This is a genomic window from Williamsia muralis NBRC 105860 (assembly GCF_001598915.1).
In the GTDB taxonomy this organism is placed as follows: domain Bacteria; phylum Actinomycetota; class Actinomycetes; order Mycobacteriales; family Mycobacteriaceae; genus Williamsia; species Williamsia muralis.
In genome coordinates, this window is sequence record NZ_BDAP01000002.1 from 678,354 (window position 1) to 695,230 (window position 16,877).

A 16,877-nucleotide genomic window follows, 5' to 3' on the forward strand; every position below is an offset into this window, starting at 1 on the left:
CCGAGGCCGGCCCGCCGGGCTATTCGCCGGGCCGGCGCCAGGGCTCGTCGCGATTGCGGCGCAGCGGATCATCCTGGGACTGGGGCACGTCGGTCTGGGGCACGTCGGATTGCTGCGGCGTGGTCCAGCCCGGGTCGCCCGTCTGCGGTTGTTGCGCCGAACCGTCATCGCCGATCCGTTGCTGATCCATGTACGGATAGTGGTCGCCGACCTCGGCGAAACCGTCCCCGCGGTCGTCGCGCACAGCGGGGATCTGGCGGGTCTGATCGGGATCGTAGGGCTGTTGCTCGTGCGAACCCATCGGTGCACCGGCGGCGGGATAGACGTTGCCGCGGTCGTCGCCCCGGTACTGCCCGATCAGATCGGTGCGCTGCTGCTCGTTCGGGTCGTACGGCGAATCCGTGGCCGGCGCAGGGGTTTTCGGTCCACCGCGCAGGAGCAGCCACACGCCCGCAGCCAGCAGCAGGACGCCGAGGATCCCGATCACGATCGGGATCCAGCGACCCCAGAGCTTGATCGGATCGTCGAGACTCTTGGCGTCACTGGCCAATTGCTCCTGGGTGCTCTGGTTGTACGAGAAGACGACGTCCAGTGCGGTCAGTTGATAGTCGAGCATCTCCTGGGGGGAGTCCTCGCTGACGTTGAGCTTGAAGTACTGCTGGACGTGCTCACGCTCGTTGATGATCGTTCCGCTGACCGGATCGACGTACAGGTCGCGAGTGGTCTTCTGGATCAGCGAGGCGGGCAGCCGGTCGTTGTTCCGGGATCCCGGGAATCCGCCGTACCAGCCGGCCGGCTGGTCGATCGAGGTTCCGGCGAGCTGCTGGTCGTTGGCATCGGTCAGGGTGCTCAGATCCATCTCGGGGACCTCTTGGGTGAAGTGATAGGTCTTCACGCCCTGGATTTCCTGCTCGTCGACAAAGGTCAACGGGTTGGTGGTGCGAGTCGGCAGATCGAAGTAGAGGTAACTGTCGTTCTTCTCGACGCCGAACGGGAACCGGTACTGCAGGCCCTTGCGGTCGGGGAGGCTGACGCTGTTCTCGCCGGCGTCGACCTGCACCTCGCTCTGTCCGCCACCGCTGATCTGCGGCTCGGCGGTCTCGCGGTTGGTGGTGATGCGGTCACGCGTGGCTGTGAGCAGTGAGCTCATGCAACCGGAGTCGGCTCCGTCGGCGGGCGGGGTGACGGTCTCGTCGCCATCGGTGTACGAGTCGATGCGGACGGAATTACCTGCCTGGAAGGTGACCTTGTCGGCATCGGCCGGGTCCACCACGAGCACGCGTTGCTGATCGGTCAGGTGTGCGTCGGAGACCTCGGCGCGGGGGCCTTCCAGAGAGCATCGGTTGAAGATCTTCGCCGGCAGCGCATCGCTGCCCGAGACACCCTGCTGCGCTTGACTGTCCGACACGCTGGTGATGTCGAGGTCCATCGGCGTCTTCTTCAACGTACCCACGTAATAGAGGGGTAGCGCGATGGCGGCCACCAGCAGCAGAGCCCCCAGGAAGATCGCGACTGGTCCGGCAAGGTCTCTGGCAGACATCCGAGGCCCTGTAGCCATACGTCGGTTCTCCTTCAGGTCTTCGATCGGTGCAGCTGGTGGTTTCTTGCGAGACTAACAGCCGAGGTCGGCTGGAACGGGCACGTCAGGACAGGGCGCAACACGATCGGCCACCGGTACATTGGCTGATCATGCGTCCGGATCAGCAGGCCAAGGGCTTCGTCCCCGCGCTCGAGGGAATGCGGGCGCTGGCGGCCATCGGTGTGCTGACCACCCACGTCGCCTTCCAGACGGGTTCGGTGGGCGACGACGTGCTCGGCGCGGTCTGGGGTCGCTTCGACATGGCGGTGGCCCTGTTCTTCGCGCTCTCCGGCTTCCTGCTGTGGCGGCCGCATGCCGCGGCAGCCCATGATCCAAATGCCAGGGTCCCCGGCCTGGCCCGGTACCTGCGTCACCGGGTTCTCCGGATCTGGCCTGCATACGTGGTGGTCGTGGTGGTGGTGCTCAGCCTGCTCCCGGACGCGCGCCCGGCAAGCGCGACGGTGTGGCTGGCCAATCTCACCCTCACCCAGGTGTACGTCCCGCTGACGCTGACGGCCGGATTGACGCAGATGTGGAGTCTGTCGGTCGAGGTCAGTTTCTATCTGCTGCTGCCGTTGTTCGCGTGGTTCCTGGTGTGGTTGCGCGGTCCCCGGGCACGGTGGCGGGTCCCCGTCCTGCTGTCGGTCGCGGTGGTCTGTCTGGCCTGGGCGTGGGTGGCCGAACAGCTCCCGCTCGCACAGGGCGTCGAGGCCAAGAACTGGCTCCCGGGTCACATGCCATGGTTCATCGCCGGACTGGTGCTCGCCGAACTGGTTGTCGTACCCGCAGCCGGGGTGTTGAGCCGGGTCGGGTCGCGCCCGATCGTCATGGCCGTGGTCGCGGCCGGGGCCTTTGCACTCTCGTGCACCGAGCTCGCCGGGCCCACCGGTCTGGCCCCCTTGGCCCCGTGGCAGTTCGCCGTCAAGATCGTCCTCGGCGCGGTGCTGGGGTTCGCGCTGCTCGGCCCGTTGGTGCTCGGTGAGCCGCGACCGCACCACATCCTCGATTCCGGGCCGATGCAGGCCCTCGGCCGGTGGTCCTACTCGATCTTCATCTGGCATCTGGTGGTGCTGTCGGCGGTGTTCCCTCTGGCGGGTGTCCTCCCGTTCGCCGGATCGATGCCTGCCGTGTGGGTCCTGACCGTCGTCCTCACGATCGGCATCTCGGCCGCCGGCTACGCGTGGGTCGAAGATCCCGCGCGGCGGTGGCTGCGTCGGTGGGAAGCCAGATCAGGTAGGACGGCGGCGGCGAACCCGGAGCCGGATCAGCCACCGCGGCACGGCGATGGCGTTCCACGCCAGGACCACCAAGGCCAGCACAGCCGGTAGCTGAACCCACCAGTCCCAGCCGTTGTACCCCAGCGACGACCGCCAAGGTCCTGCGGCGAGGCCGAACGTCGCGGCCATCATCAACGCGGCCACCCACGCGGGTGCACTCCGCCGTATGCGCAGCCGCGGGTGGGTGATGAGCACCGCGGTCTGTGCGGCCGCGACCGCGGCGGCGATCGCGAACCCGATCGGCCCGGTCAGCAGGAACACGGCGGCGCCCAATAACAACGGGCCCGCCAGAGTTGCCCGCAACGGGCGTGAAACCGGCAGCGAGACAGGTGTTGTGGTTCTCTGGGGCCAGAGCGTCATCGCGAACAACAGCACCACCAGGGCGAGCCCGACACCGATCGACCACCGGTACGGACGGTCCAGAGGAAAGGTGAGGTCGATCGTGCCGGCGTACCCGGCGGGGATGATCCAGCCCTGCTGCCAACCGCCCACCACGATGGGCGTCAGCTCGCGTCCGTCCGCATGTGCCTGCCGGCCGACGTTCTCGCTCTCGGGCACGATGAGCACCCGTTCCTCGGCTGATGATCCAACGGTGACGCTGCGATCGATCGCCTCCCATTCCTGGACGGAAACCGGTGTCGGGGCTGCACGCGGTGTGGGACCGGCGGTGAGGCTCACCCCTGCGACGCTGAACGCATCGCCGGGGTTGACCATCAGTTCCTGCTCACCCGCGGGCAGCGTGATCCGGTCGGGGCCGCACGCGGTGGCCCGGATGGGCTCGCCGGAACGCAGCTGCTGAACCGTCGCCGACAGCGAGAAGCGCTGCGCCACACCGGCGATCGTGAGACCCGGACCCTGATCGCAGCTCACGTCGATCCGTCGGTCCGGGTCGGCCACCGGCTGCCGATCCCCGAGGACACCGATCTCCGAGATGCCGGTGGGTGACACCTCGGCGAACCCGAGACTGTTCACGTCGAGCACCTCGTCCTTCTCCAGCACGGTGATCGTGATCGTGGAGGTGACATGGGGATCGAGTTCGATGGTGCCATCGGCGGGGATGTCACGGACCTGCCTGCCGTTGCCCAGGTCGATGGCCAGACGTTGCGGCTGTGCCGGGAACTGACCCGGTGGCACGGTGATTCGTATTCCATCGACCTCGCGTGGGGTCGGGAGGGTGAGTCGCAGAGTGGGTCGCTCGGCCGTCGGGCCGTTGTCCCTGGCGATCCAGGTGGTCGTCGGGTCGCCGTCGACCGCGGCCGTTGCGTTGCCGCGCGGATCGGTTACGGCCGACTCGGCGGAGGCGCTGATCGAGCCGAGCCCGGACAGCAAGGCGTTGAGAGCGTCCGACGGATTGGCGGTGACCGTGACCGAGGTGTCCACCGACGTCGTGGTCGGTACCGAGAGCACCCGACCGAACACGCCTGGCTCCTCGGCCGCCAGGCCCAGCCCCGCCGAGCAGCGGGTGGCGTCGGGTCCGGGAACGCAGGCCGCGCGAGCGGGCAGCTCGGGTCCGAGGACCCAGCCCGAGACCTGTTGGCCGGCGACCAACTGCGGCAACACCACCCGGTGCCGGATGGGGAGATCGCGGGCAGCAGCCGCGTCGCGCAGGGTCACCTCGGAGATCGCGAACTGATTGCCGCCGGTGTTGTCCTGGGTCGCGATGGCCCGGATCTGAACCCACCGGGTGGGCCCGCTCGGCGGCACCACCGTGGCGGGGGTGCCGGCCTTGACCCCGGTGGCGACCGTACTGCCGGCTTCGGTGGTGATGAGCAGGGTGTCCACCTCGGGGCCGAGTGCCTTGCCGACGGTGATGTCGAGGGCCAGGCGCTCGCGGGGGCGGGTGAAGTCGAGCTGCAGGTACTGCCCCACCGCAGAGTCGAGACCACGGCTGACCCAGGCGGTGTTGGTGTCGCCGTCGAAGGCCGCGACCGGGGAGCTGCCCGGAGCGCTCTGTCCCAGTTGCGTTGCATCCGAGGCCGATCCAGACGCGCTGACGTTGAGTTCGCCGGGCTGCCCGTCGAGTAGCCACTCGCCGTGCACCAAGGGCTGGCCGGGCACCGGGTAATCGGGGACGGCGTTCTGGGTCAGGCGCCGGTCCTGTGGGGTGCGGATGGCCGAGCTGTGGTTGTCCACGCGCCCGAAGTCGACTTCACGATCGGTGGGAGTGTCGGTGACCACCACGGGTGCTTCGGCGAGACCCGCTCGGCGGGCATCGGATTCGAGCAGGGCCGGACCGAGAGGCGGTTGCCCGGCGAGCGCGGCGTTGTCCTGCAGTGTTGCAAGGGCTTCGGGACCGCCGGCCACCCGAGGCATCGACGACAGTGGAACCGTAGCGGGCCGGGTCCCTGGGAAAGACACCGTCGATTCGACCGCAAAGATCTGTACCGCAGGCATTTTCGGACGCAGACCGTCGTCGGCGACCACATCCTCGATGGTGTTCGGTCCGACGTCCGGCCCGAATCGGGCGACCGGCACCATTCCCGGCGATGCCGCGACAGCGTGTTGTGCGAGCAGCGGCCGTGCCGAACGGGAGGTGGACGGATCGAGGTCGGCCCGCACCACCACGTAGGCGACGCCCTGCCCGGCGAGGGTCGCGGCCAGTCCGGGCGACGGCCTGCCATCGGCAATGGCCCGTTGCACCGAGTCCAGGGCGCGGATGGCGCCGGGAGGGGTGAGCGGGATGGCATCACGCACCGCCCACGGTTGTTCGGTGAGCACCTGCAGAGGCTCGTCACGGGTCAGGCCCCAGGTCTGATTCGCAAACGGCGACCCCGGAACCACCAGTGCACGCCGATCTTCATCGGCGCCGTGGTCATCGAGCCACGTCGCCGCATCTTTCCAGTACGACGGGATCGCACCATAGCTCGCGGGCGCCGCCAGCCCGACGGTCCACACCATCGATCCCGCGGCGAGCAAGGCAACCACCACGACCACTGCCGCGGCCACCGGTCGCGACCGTTCCGGGTGGGCGAATACCCGACCGGTCTCGCGCCAGCCGACGATGTCCGGCGTCGGCACCCGGGCCAGCAGATGGGCGATACCCAGGGCCAGCGGGATACGGATCAGCGGGTCCCACTTGTGCACGTTGCGCAGTGGCGCGCCGGCACCGTCGAGGAACACCCTCACCGACTCGGAGATCGGTGAACCGAGCTGTCCGGGATAGCCGAGGCAGATGGCGAGCAGGCCGACGAATGCGATGGTGATCAACCGGCCGCGACCCGGCATCGACCGCATCGCGAGCCCGGCCAATCCGGCGGCGGCGAGCAGGCCGGTGGCGAGGACCGCGTACGGCTGCGTCGCAAGGCCGGCGCCCGCGACCCGCTCCGGCGAGACAAATGGTGTCCATGCGCTGGTGCCCCGGAGGACTTCGGTGAGCGACACCCATTCGGTTGTCACCCTTGATGATTCGATGAAGTCCAGGAACGGGGGGCTCACCCGCGACAGGATCAGCAGCGGCACCAGCCACCACAGGCAGGCAAGGACGGAACCCAGCAGCCACCAGCCGCCGAACCGGACCCAACGGGCAGCCGGACCACGCAGGGGTGCGTGCAGCAGCCACCACAACACGGCGACGGATGCCGCGGCCAGCGTGGCGACCGCGTTCACCGCACCCATCAATGCCAGTGCGCATGCCGATTGAAAGGCGAGGCGCCGCAAGGAGTTCGTCGGCTGTGCCCGGTTCAATGCGATGACCACCGGCGCGAGCACCCAGGGCGCCAACATCACCGGCAGTGTCTCCGACGAGATGGATCCAATGGTGGTCATCACCCGCGGGCTCAGGACGAACACCAGAGCAGCGCAGATGCGCGACCACCGCGATCCCACCCCGAGGGCGTCGGCGAGACGCATGAAGCCCACGAACCCGACCCACAAGAGCAGCGCCCACCACAGGCGCTGGATCACCCAAGGCGGTATCGCGAGGAGATCGCCCAGCGCGAAGAATGCACCGTGCGGGAAGAAGTACCCGTACGCCTGGTTCTGCACCTGGCCGAGCGGGGCGATCGACGACCACAGGTGGGCCGCGCGCCCGAGAAAGGCGAGGGGGTCGCCGGTCAGATCGAGCTTGGTGTCGGCAGCGATCAGGCCGGGAGATTGAACGAATGACGCCAGCAGCGCCCACAGAGCTGCAAAAAGCAGTCCCCGTTTGGTCAGTTTGTGACTCCGGCGTTGTCCCTGGTGCCGTAGTCCACCGAGCCCTTCACGAATCCGCTGTCGGCGTTGAAGCTGTTGACGTCGGTGGCGGGCTTGTCCTCGGACGTCAGTACTCCACCCAGAAATACCGCCGCGATGGCCACGACCACGCCCAGGAGTCCAGCAACGGCGCCGGCGATCAGGCGGTTGTTCATCATGGCAGCGAAGTTACCACCCGTGCTCTGGTGCGCAGGTCGGCGCGGGTATCCACGCGGCGCTTGGCGCACCCCGCCGGCACCACCAGCACGGGTCGGTGGCAGTGCTTGAGGACATGCTCGGAGACGCTGCTGTGGAGCAGTGCACGCAGGCCGGACGACCCGCGGGTGCCCGTCACCAGGATGTCGACGTCGAGGGTGTCCGCGGCGTCCACCAGCGCACCCCAGACGGTGGAATCGACCTCGGCGAGTCGTCCTTCGGCGCGCAGGCCGGCGGCGATCGCGCGTTCGACTCCCCGGGCGTTGCGGGTGCGGGCATCCTCGTGGAGGGCATCGTCGATGTCCTGGTCCACCACCGAGTGCAGCACAGGCTGCATGCCTCCGGAGAGTGCGGACAGGCGTGCGCTCTGGTGCACACCCGATTCCCATGCGGTGACCACAAACGCTCGGTGGGCGGCGAGGAAACGGCCGGCGTAGTTGATCGCGCGGTCGGCGTTCTCGGTGCCGTCGTAGGCGATCATGATGGTGTCTTGCTTGCCGGTACCGGACTGACTGGACATGGCGTTTTCCTCCCGTACGGGCTTGTAGCCTCAGAATAGCGCTCAATGTAACCCACGTCACACCAAGGCGGCGTGCAACACTCGTGCCATGTTCGCTCGCCCCCGGCCCAGCCCGACCCGACCTCGCGCAAGGCTTGAAAGAGCCGGTCGACCTGCATCGACGAGCGGCGGACGGCATCACCCCGGCCGCACCCTCGCGGTACTCGCGGTCAGCGTGTCGATGCTCGCCGCATGCAGTAGCAGCGACGGGGGCAGCGGCCTCAGTTCCACGACGGCGTACGTCCCGTCGTCGTCGACGGTGGCACCGTCGTCGTCGGCGTCCGCCGCGCCGCGCGTGGAGCCGGCAGCCTGTGGCGCACGGGAACTGGCCGAGATGTCGCCTCGGCGCAAGCTGGCCCAGCTGCTGGTCGTGGGGGTGACCGGCACCGAGGATGCAGTGGACATCGTGCGCCGGGAACAGATCGGTGGAGTCTTCATCGGCAGCTGGACCGACCTCGGGATGTTGTCCGACGGCGGGGTGGCTTCTGTGCAGAAGGCGGCCGAGACGCCGGTCATGGTGACGGTCGATCAGGAAGGTGGCCGTGTCTCGCGGTTGTCCGGCCTCGGTATCGACAGTCCGTCGGCGCGCGAACTGGCCGCGACGATGACGGTGGAGCAGGTGCATGCCCTGGCCAAAGAGCAGGGCCTGCAGATGAAAGAGCTCGGCATCACCGTCGACTACGCGCCTGTCGCCGATGTGAGCGACGAATCCGACGACGAGGTGATCGGGGACCGTTCGTTCAGCGACGACCCCGCAGTGGTGACCCGCTACGCCAACGCCTACGCGCATGGTCTGCAGGACGCGGGGATCATGCCGGTGTTCAAGCACTTCCCCGGTCACGGACACGGGTCCGGTGACTCCCACACGGGAACCGTGGCGACCCCGGATCTCGACGAACTGCAGAACAGTGATCTGGTTCCTTACCGGACGTTGATCCAGCCCGGGGTGGCGGTGATGGTCGGGCATCTGATCGTGCCAGGCCTGACCGGTCCGGACACCCCCGCCAGCATCAGCGAACCCGCGATGTCCCTGCTGCGCGACGGCACGGGATATGGCGGCAAGCCCTTCGGCGGTCCGATCTTCACCGACGACCTGTCAGGCATGGCTGCCATCAGTGCCAAATACGGCATCGAGAAGGCGGCAACCCTGGCGATCAGCGCCGGCGCCGACATCGCCCTGTGGCTCTCGACCGACAAGGTGCCCGCGGTGCTCGACGCACTGACTGCGGCGATGGGTTCCGGCACTCTGCCGGCCCAGCAGGTCGATGAATCGGTGGTCCGGGTCCTGCGTGCCAAGGGTGAACTCGACTGCTGATCGGGCGCCGAGGTCCCTTGACGGGCCGCGGCGAACTTACCGGCTGGTAAGGTGACATTCGTCTGAATTCAAAGGGGGTGTGGTCGTCGTGGCCGGAGGAACGAAGCGTTTGCCACGCGCCGTGCGAGAGCAGCAGATGCTCGACGCCGCCGTGCAAGTGTTCGCCGCCAACGGTTTTCGAGAGACGTCGATGGACGCGATTGCTGCCCAGGCCAGTATCAGCAAGCCGATGCTCTACCTCTACTACGGCTCCAAGGACGAACTCTTCGGCGCGTGCATCAGCCGTGAAGGCGCTCGGTTCATCGAGGCGATGAGCTCTGGGTTCGACCCAAATCTGCGCCAGCACGACCAGGCCCGCACGGTGATCTACAGCTTTCTGCGTTATGTGCACGACAACCGCGAATCATGGCGAGTGCTCTACCGCCTCGCCAGCGGTCAGGCCAAGTTCGCCGGCCTGGTGGCCGCGAGCCGCGCCCGGTTGATCGAGATGGTCGCCGATCTGCTGCGTCGGGGCACCACCGTCCCGCACCCCAGCGACACCGACTTCGAGTTGATGGCCGTAGCGCTCGTCGGGGCCGGTGAGGCTGTCGCCGACCGGATCTCCGAGGGCGACATCGACCTTGACGTCGCCGCCGACCTCATGGTCTCGATGGGCTGGAAAGGCCTGGCGGGCGACCGCCCCTGAACCGACTGCCCCTGACCAAAAATGGTGGGTTCGGGCGAGCCCCACCAGGGGAAATGCTCGCCCGAACCCACCAATTCGGGGTCAGCGGATGGTCGCCGTGAGGTGCGGGTACCCCTTCTTGGGATGCAGCACCGAGAGGTCGAATCCGTCGCCGGTGCGGGTGGTGTAGAGATTCACCTTGGCGGGCAACACGATCGGCTTACCGAACCGCACGTTGTAGGTGACCTTGTCGTCCAGTTGTCCTTCGACATTCGCCACCACGCGCGCAGCGGTCCACATTCCGTGGGCAATGGCCCGCGGGAACCCGAATGCCTTGGCACCCAGGTCACTCATGTGGATCGGGTTGCGGTCGCCGCTCGCAGACGCGTACTTACGAATCAGGCCGAGGTTGGCGACCAGCGTCGCGTCCGGGGGCGCCGGACGACGGTCCTTGGGGGCTTCGCCGCGTTCACCACCGGACAAACTGGTGCGCTGCTGACTGAGGAACGTCGCGGTCTGACGGGTGACCAGCTCGTTGCCCACCGAGAACTCGGAGATCGCGTCGACCAGCATCCCCTTGCGGTGCTCCCGCAGATTCTCCGTGTGTGTACGGATGCTCAGCGGCTCAGTCACCGCGACCGGGCGGATACGCTCGATGGTGTTCTCCACGTGCACCGAACCCACCGCAGAGAACGGGAAGTCGCGGGCGACAAGCAGTTCCATCACGAGCGGGAACTGCATCACGAACGGGAAGGTCAGCGGCAGGGTGTCGCCGAACCGCTGACCGGTGCTGGCGCAGTACGCGCGCAGCTGATCGAGGTCGACCTTCACACCGGACAGGGCGAGTTCGGTGTCGGGGAGGTGCGCGTCGGCCTTGATGGGACCGGACTTACCGATACCGGGCAGCATTCCGACCACCGCGCGACGATAGATGTCGGAGGTGGCCGGAAACCCTTTCAGCTCAATGGTTTTTGGCACGTCACGCTCCCAGCATGCTCTGACCGCACACACGCACCACGTTGCCGGTCACCGCGCTCGAGGCCGGATTCGCAAAGTAGGCAACGGTTTCGGCGACATCGACGGTCTGACCGCCCTGCTGCAGCGAGCTGATCCGACGGCCCACCTCGCGGGTGGCCAGCGGGATGGCCGCAGTCATCGCGGTCTCGATGAAGCCGGGCGCAACAGCGTTGATGGTGATCTTCTTCTCCGCCAGAACCGGCGCGTACGCGTCGACGAGCCCGATCACCCCGGCCTTGGACGTGCCGTAGTTGGTCTGACCGCGGTTGCCCGCGATGCCGGCGATGGACGACACATCGATGACCGCGCCACCCTCGCGCAGTGCGCCGGCCTCGAGCAGGTCGTCGACCAGCTGCTGCGGGGCGATCAGGTTCACGCCGATGACCGCGTTCCAGCGGGCGTCGTCCATGTTGGCGAGCAGCTTGTCGCGGGTGATGCCGGCGTTGTTGACGATGATGTCGATGCCGCCGTGACGTTCGAGTGCGTGCTCGGCGAGCTTGGCGCCGGCATCGGGAGCGGTGACGTCGATCGGCAGCGCGGTGCCGCCGACCTTGTTGGCAGTGGCCGACAGCGCTTCACCGGCCGCGGGGATGTCGGCGGCGATGACGTGGGCGCCGTCACGCGCGAGGACCTCGGCGATGGTGGCACCGATACCGCGGGCGGCACCGGTGACCACGGCGACCTTGCCGGTCAGCGGCTTGTCCCAGCTGGCCGGGGCAACAGCATCTTTCTCGTCGACGCGGATGACCTGGGCGTCCACGAACGCCGACTTCGCCGACAGCAGGAATCGCAGGGTCGACTCCAGTCCGCTCAAACCGGTCTTGGCATCGGGGGAGACGTAGACGAGCTGGGCGGTTGCGCCGTTGCGCAGTTCCTTGCCCAGCGAACGGGTGAAGCCCTCGAGCGCGCGCTGTGCGACATGCTCGCTCGGGTTCTTGATCAGCTCCGGAGTGGTGCCGATGACCACGAACCGCGCACTGTTGCCCGCCGACCGGATGGTGGGCGCGAAGAATTCGAACAGCTGCGACAGCTCGGACGACTTGGTGATGCCGGTGGCATCGAGCACCGCGGCGCCCAACTTGTCTGCTCCACGACCACTCGTGTTGTTCACGATCAGCTCGTAATCGTCTCCGAGGAGTTCGCGAAGGGGCTCGATCAGCCGGCCGTTGCCGCCGATCAGGACGGGCCCTGCCAGCGGGGGCTCGCCGGCCTTGTAGCGGCGCAGAGTGGGCGGCTGTGGCAAGCCGACCTTGCTCGCGATGAATGCGCCCGGTCCTGAGCTGACGATGGTCGAGTAAAGGTCGGTGGTTCCTGTGGCAGACACGTGCACTCCCTTTTCTTTGCTTTTGAACGCCTCGCGTACGGCATGTGTGTTGTGTGCACCACCCGAGTCGGGCATATCCCGGGGGCGGCTCGACAACGAACTTACTCGGGAGTAAGAATACGCCATAAGAGCCATCCACAACTTGGGAGATCCACAGTGGTATCGAATAACCAGACCCGTACCGTGCGACCTGTCGCGATCGTCGGCGGCAACCGGATCCCGTTCGCCAAGCAAGACGGGGCCTACGCCAAGGCCAGCAACCAGGACATGTTCACCGCCACGCTCGACGGCCTGATCAGCAGGTTCAGCCTTCAGGGCGAGCGGCTGGGCATGGTGGCCGGTGGTGCCGTGCTCAAGCACGCGCGTGACTTCAACCTCATCCGCGAGTCGGTCCTCGGCTCGGCCTTGTCGCCCTACACCCCGGCCTTCGACCTCCAGCAGGCCTGCGGCACCGGTCTCCAGGCGATCTCTGCTGTGGCCGACGGCATCGCGACGGGCAAGTTCGACGCCGGTATCGGCGGCGGTGTCGACACCACCTCCGATGCCCCGATCGCGGTATCCGAGGATCTGCGGCAGTCGCTGCTGGCAGTGAACCGGGCCCGCAGCACCGTCGACCGCCTCAAGGCCATCGCCAAGCTCCCGACGTCGCTGGGCATCGAGATCCCACGTAACGGTGAGCCCCGTACCGGCATGTCCATGGGTGAACACGCCGCGATCACCGCCAAGGAGTTCGGCATCAAGCGGTCCGACCAGGACGAACTCGCCGCAGCCAGCCACAAGAACATGGCGGCCGCCTACGACCGCGGCTTCTTCGACGACCTGATCACCCCGTTCCTCGGGCTCACCCGCGACCAGAACCTGCGGCCGGGAAGCACTGTCGAGAAGTTGTCGACCCTCAAGCCGGTCTTCGGGGCGTCCCTCGGCGACGCCACCATGACTGCGGGCAACTCGACTCCGCTGACCGACGGTGCTTCTGCTGTGTTGCTGAGCACCGACGAGTGGGCTGCGGAGAAGAAGCTGCCCGTGCTCGCACACCTCGTGGATGTCGAGACCGCCGCGGTCGATTACGTCAACGGGCCCGACGGCCTGCTCATGGCTCCCACCTACGCGATTCCGCGTCTCCTCGAGCGCAACGGCCTGACCTTGCAGGACTTCGACTACTACGAGATCCACGAGGCCTTTGCCTCGGTCGTCCTGTGCACGCTGGCGGCATTCGAGTCCGATGCGTACTGCAAGGAGCGGTTGGGCCTCGATTCGGCACTGGGCAGCATCGACCGCAGCAAGCTCAACGTGAACGGGTCCTCGCTGGCGGCCGGCCATCCGTTTGCTGCCACCGGCGGCCGGATCGTCGCCCAGACGGCCAAGCAGATCAAGGAGAACGGCGGTGGACGTGCGCTGATCTCCATCTGCGCTGCAGGCGGACAGGGCGTCACCGCGATCATCGAGGCGTGATCGGACGCCGGGGATTGCACATCTGAAAAAACTTTTTGAAGGTGTGTAACGCCTGGCGCCCCTACGGCGAAGTACTTGATAACTCCGGTTGAGCTGCACGACCCCCGACCCTGTAGCTCAACCGGAGCCCTATTTTTCCCGGTGTGACAATCCGCCGGTTCCTCTGGTCGCTCGTCGACCCGGCCCGTACCGCTCTCGAAGCGAGGCTCGCGGCCTCCCGATGTGGCGTCGGCTACATCCGTCCGCCGGACGCAATAAACAGCTGTCTCTTGACGTTTGGAATCTCGCTGTATGAGTCAGCCGCCCTTGTCGGGCGGGAGATATCAGGAGGTGGACCATGAGTTCCTACTCGCCGCCGGCGACATGGACGTCACCGACGTTCCGTGCCCACACTCGTCCGATCGGCGACGAACCCGGGCCGGGCTGGTCGGGTTATCTGGTGGTCGCGGCAGTACTCGGACTGCTGGCGTTGATGTTGATCGGCGCCACCCCGAGCTGACGTCCGGCGGGCCCGCCGCGACTTGGTAGCGGCGGGCCACGGCCACTGCCCGGTCACACCGCGGAGCGCCCGATCACCCCGCAGAGGGTGCAGACACCTCGAACCGGAGACCGAAGTTGTTGAAGGTGAGGGGAAGCGGTGCGTCGGGCGACAGGTGCGGTGTGGAGGTCAGAGTGAAGCGCCCACCCAGCAGATGGGCGAGGAACGTGCTCGTGGTGAACAAGACGAGGTTCTCGCCGGGGCATCGGGCCGGTCCGGCGCTGAAGGGCACCAGATCCGGGCGTGCTGCGGCCCGGCCGTCGCTCCAGATGTCCGGGGCGAATGTGTTGGCGTAATTCGCCAGTTCGGGGTCCCGATGAAAGACAGGCGCCTGGATGATGACTCCGGCACCGGCTTTGGCCACCATCGAGCGGTCGTCGCCCCAATAGGTGTCGGCTGTGGTGTCCCGCAGGATGCTGGGCGTGGTGGGCCACAGTCGCACCGATTCCAGCATGCAGTCGCGAAGGAAGTCGTACGTGCGCGGCTCCGCGCCGTCGGATCCGATCTCCGACAACGCCCGCTGCATCTGCTCGGGATGAGTGGCCAGCAGCGCGAGTGCACGGCTCATCGCGATTCCCGCGGCGTCGAATGCGAACAGCCAGTGGGGCATCTGCCCGATGGGGTCGACCGCAGGTGTCGTCGGTATCTCGCCGAGTGCCGCTGCCAGACTTCCTGGGGCCGGGTCGGCGACGTACTGGTACAGCCGCTCGATGAACCGCTCCCGTCTCATCGGATGCGGGCGCGACAGGAAAGACCAATTGCCGGCCGCCCGGAGTTTTCTCAACAGGTCGGTGGTCTGCTCGTCGTCGCGTGCGGCGTCGCCGAACGTGATCCGCCGTACCGCTTTCCACCAGGCGATCAACAGGTCGTCGGCGCTCATGGACCCCGCTTCTGTCATCTGAGAGAGAAGGACGTCTGCTTCTTGACCGGCCACGTCCGCGATCGTGCTTGCCATCCTGTGCAGTTCACGCGGGGTGTCGAGCGCGGCGACGTTGACCAGCCGTCGTTGCTCACGGAGGTGTCCCTCCGAGATGAGAACCGCATGCGGCTGAAACGGGTTGAGCGCAGCCTTCTTTTCCCGTGTCGCCGGATTGAACGGATCCGGCGATTCCTCGAGCACCCGCTGGACGTCGGCAGAATCGAGGATTACCAGAATCCGGCGGCCGGGCAGTACGAGCTCGACGGGTCCGGACCCGTACTGCTCGCGCAGTCGGCGCGCGCACTTGAGTGCGGTGGAGTCGGCTTGCACTCGCTCGAGCCCGGCCATCACCAGCGGTCGGCGCACGATGACACCGGCAGCGATGGCGGCAAAGCCGAGCTCCGCGAGTACGCGCAGGGCACCGGCACCGCGAATCCGGGGTACCGGAGCGATGTGCCCGGCGGACGTGTGCGCGGATGTCGTCTCGGTCATGGGGTGTGGTCCTCTCTGGCGTGAGCGCTTCGACTTCGAGGAGTCGACCCACTGGCGGCTGGTCTGGCCATGCGGGCGATTTGGTGGCCGAATTCCCACTGCTGATGGGCTTAAACCCGATCGACGGGGTTTGAAGTGGTCCCGTTGTGGGCACACTTCGCCGAGCGCGACGCGCTGTGTGCCCGCATTCCGTGGGCTCACCGGGGTGACTTATCGAGGTGGACTGTCTGATGCGTGGGGATTCGTCATCGATCCTGTGCCTGTGGTGCGGATTCGAGCTCGCGGCGTCAAGATTTGCTGGTCCGGCGGCCGCTGCTGCCGTGGCCACCGCAAACGGCTGGTCGGTGAGCGACCACCACACGCTGTGTCCGTCATGCGCCACTGCCTTCGCGGCGATCCAGCAGAACGTCCTGGACGAAGATCGCGACTGCCCAACAACAGTTGGTTAGGGTAACCTTCCCCGCATGGGATTTTCGTTTGCGCGGGTGGTCGAGAACACCGAGCTGAACCCGCGGCTCCGCCGGATCGTTTTCTCCGTACCCGATGTGGCCGTCCTCGAACTGCCTGACCTGGCGGACGAAGTGGTCGGCATCTACTTTCCGACCGCTGGTGGCGGCCGGCCCCCGGCGATGGAGAACCGGGACGGTGTCTGGGGCTACTACGACCAGGAGACCCCACCGGAGGGTCGCAATTACACGGTTCGCTCTGTCGATCGGACTGCCAACACGATGGTGGTCGACTTCGTGGTGCACGACCACGGCGTCGCCACCTTGTGGGCGCAGGGTGCCCAGGTCGGGGACGAGGTCGGGATGTCCCACGCTCGAGGCTGGTACCGCCCTGAGGCAACCACCGAGTGGCAACTGCTGGTCGCCGACCTCGCGGGTCTGCCCGCGCTCGCCCGGATCATCGAGGGACTGCCTGCGCAGGCCCGGGTCACCGCCATCGTGGAGGTTGTCGACGAGTCCGATCTCGACTATCTGCCCCGGCGCGACAACGTGGACCTGGTCAGTCTGGTCGGCAGCGGAAACGGTTACGGCGACAGCCGACTCGGCGAGGCAGTCGAGCGGTTCGGTCACCCCGAGGGCCGCGGGTACTGCTGGTTCGCCGCCGAGGCGAAGGCATCGCGCGCTGTTCGCAAGCACTTCCGCAAGCAGTTCGGCTGGAAGGCCGATCAGTGCGACATCATCGGCTACTGGCGATTCGACGGGGAAGCCTGGGCCAAGAGGTTCGAGCAGGTCGGTGGTGAGCTGTACGCGGTGTATGCCGCAGCGCTCGCCGACGGCAAGAGCGAAAAGGTGGCTTCGGAGATCTTCGACGACGCGCTCGAACGCGCTGGGCTCTGATCTCGCCGCACT

13 protein-coding genes are annotated in these 16,877 nt (G+C 67.0%); 6 read left to right on the forward strand and 7 right to left on the reverse strand.

Translation table 11 applies throughout. The features are described 5' to 3' along the window. Positions 1–19: 19 nt before the first annotated feature. A complete protein-coding gene (gene pgfA, locus WIMU1_RS10030) occupies positions 20–1,558 on the reverse strand; it encodes a cell envelope lipid trafficking protein PgfA (RefSeq protein WP_084248134.1) in 1,539 nt (512 codons plus the stop codon). A gap of 131 nt (positions 1,559–1,689) precedes the next feature. On the opposite strand from pgfA, the gene WIMU1_RS10035 reads away from it, so the two are divergent. Continuing rightward, on the forward strand, positions 1,690–2,907 hold the full coding sequence (locus WIMU1_RS10035; protein ID WP_062796854.1) for an acyltransferase family protein: 1,218 nt from the start codon (positions 1,690–1,692) through the stop codon (positions 2,905–2,907). Here WIMU1_RS10035 and WIMU1_RS10040 read toward each other — a convergent pair. From WIMU1_RS10040 to WIMU1_RS10050, 3 genes are read right to left on the reverse strand one after another with little or no spacing between them, the layout of a single operon-like run. Then, positions 2,809–7,062 carry an alpha-(1->3)-arabinofuranosyltransferase gene (locus WIMU1_RS10040; protein WP_245969215.1) on the reverse strand — a complete coding sequence of 1,418 codons (4,254 nt, stop codon included), beginning with the start codon at positions 7,060–7,062 and terminating at the stop codon, positions 2,809–2,811. The genes WIMU1_RS10035 and WIMU1_RS10040 overlap by 99 nt on opposite strands. Continuing rightward, a complete protein-coding gene (locus tag WIMU1_RS10045) occupies positions 7,005–7,205 on the reverse strand; it encodes a DUF2613 domain-containing protein (protein ID WP_023960227.1) in 201 nt (66 codons plus the stop codon). Before WIMU1_RS10045 ends, WIMU1_RS10040 begins: the two co-directional genes overlap by 58 nt. Next, a complete protein-coding gene (locus WIMU1_RS10050; protein WP_084248135.1) occupies positions 7,202–7,762 on the reverse strand; it encodes a universal stress protein in 561 nt (186 codons plus the stop codon). The genes WIMU1_RS10045 and WIMU1_RS10050 overlap by 4 nt, the downstream gene beginning before the upstream one ends. A 220-nt stretch (positions 7,763–7,982) precedes the next feature. On the opposite strand from WIMU1_RS10050, the gene WIMU1_RS10055 reads away from it, so the two are divergent. Continuing rightward, positions 7,983–9,116 (forward strand): glycoside hydrolase family 3 N-terminal domain-containing protein, encoded by a 1,134-nt coding sequence (locus WIMU1_RS10055; RefSeq protein ID WP_084248199.1) that lies wholly within the window; start codon positions 7,983–7,985, stop codon positions 9,114–9,116. Positions 9,117–9,204: 88 nt separating this feature from the next. Beyond that, complete coding sequence (locus WIMU1_RS10060; protein WP_030174971.1) at positions 9,205–9,801, forward strand: TetR/AcrR family transcriptional regulator; 597 nt, start codon at positions 9,205–9,207, stop codon at positions 9,799–9,801. Positions 9,802–9,882: 81 nt separating this feature from the next. Here the strand turns inward: WIMU1_RS10060 and WIMU1_RS10065 are convergent, their stop codons facing one another. Further along, entirely contained in the window at positions 9,883–10,758 is an 876-nt protein-coding gene (locus WIMU1_RS10065) for a MaoC/PaaZ C-terminal domain-containing protein (RefSeq protein WP_062796857.1), read from the reverse strand. 1 nt (position 10,759) lies between these two features. Beyond that, positions 10,760–12,121: a 3-oxoacyl-ACP reductase gene (locus WIMU1_RS10070; RefSeq protein ID WP_062797569.1), complete on the reverse strand. Its 1,362-nt coding sequence runs from the start codon at positions 12,119–12,121 to the stop codon at positions 10,760–10,762. Between the two features lie 156 nt (positions 12,122–12,277). Between WIMU1_RS10070 and WIMU1_RS10075 the strand changes: the two genes are divergently transcribed. Both WIMU1_RS10075 and WIMU1_RS26160 read left to right on the forward strand, forming a co-directional pair. Beyond that, positions 12,278–13,573, forward strand: a complete 1,296-nt coding sequence (locus tag WIMU1_RS10075; protein WP_062796859.1) for an acetyl-CoA C-acetyltransferase — start codon at positions 12,278–12,280, stop codon at positions 13,571–13,573. 337 nt (positions 13,574–13,910) lie between these two features. Then, positions 13,911–14,072 carry a hypothetical protein gene (locus WIMU1_RS26160; protein ID WP_023960212.1) on the forward strand — a complete coding sequence of 54 codons (162 nt, stop codon included), beginning with the start codon at positions 13,911–13,913 and terminating at the stop codon, positions 14,070–14,072. Positions 14,073–14,145: 73 nt separating this feature from the next. Here the strand turns inward: WIMU1_RS26160 and WIMU1_RS10080 are convergent, their stop codons facing one another. Beyond that, entirely contained in the window at positions 14,146–15,522 is a 1,377-nt protein-coding gene (locus tag WIMU1_RS10080) for a cytochrome P450 (protein WP_062796861.1), read from the reverse strand. Positions 15,523–15,986: 464 nt separating this feature from the next. On the opposite strand from WIMU1_RS10080, the gene WIMU1_RS10085 reads away from it, so the two are divergent. After that, positions 15,987–16,865, forward strand: coding sequence for a siderophore-interacting protein (locus WIMU1_RS10085; protein ID WP_062796863.1), 879 nt, complete (start codon positions 15,987–15,989; stop codon positions 16,863–16,865). Positions 16,866–16,877: the final 12 nt, after the last annotated feature.

What these genes read in the sequence shown, in the direction of transcription:
- WIMU1_RS10055 (WP_084248199.1), top strand. Translation starts at nt 7,983, where the DNA reads ATGCTCGCCGCATGCAGTAGCAGCGACGGGGGCAGCGGCCTCAGTTCC.
- WIMU1_RS10035 (WP_062796854.1), top strand. Translation starts at nt 1,690, where the DNA reads ATGCGTCCGGATCAGCAGGCCAAGGGCTTCGTCCCCGCGCTCGAGGGA.
- WIMU1_RS10080 (WP_062796861.1), bottom strand. Translation starts at nt 15,522, where the DNA reads ATGACCGAGACGACATCCGCGCACACGTCCGCCGGGCACATCGCTCCG.
- WIMU1_RS10050 (WP_084248135.1), bottom strand. Translation starts at nt 7,762, where the DNA reads ATGTCCAGTCAGTCCGGTACCGGCAAGCAAGACACCATCATGATCGCC.
- WIMU1_RS10085 (WP_062796863.1), top strand. Translation starts at nt 15,987, where the DNA reads ATGGGATTTTCGTTTGCGCGGGTGGTCGAGAACACCGAGCTGAACCCG.
- WIMU1_RS26160 (WP_023960212.1), top strand. Translation starts at nt 13,911, where the DNA reads ATGAGTTCCTACTCGCCGCCGGCGACATGGACGTCACCGACGTTCCGT.
- pgfA (WP_084248134.1), bottom strand. Translation starts at nt 1,558, where the DNA reads ATGGCTACAGGGCCTCGGATGTCTGCCAGAGACCTTGCCGGACCAGTC.
- WIMU1_RS10045 (WP_023960227.1), bottom strand. Translation starts at nt 7,205, where the DNA reads ATGATGAACAACCGCCTGATCGCCGGCGCCGTTGCTGGACTCCTGGGC.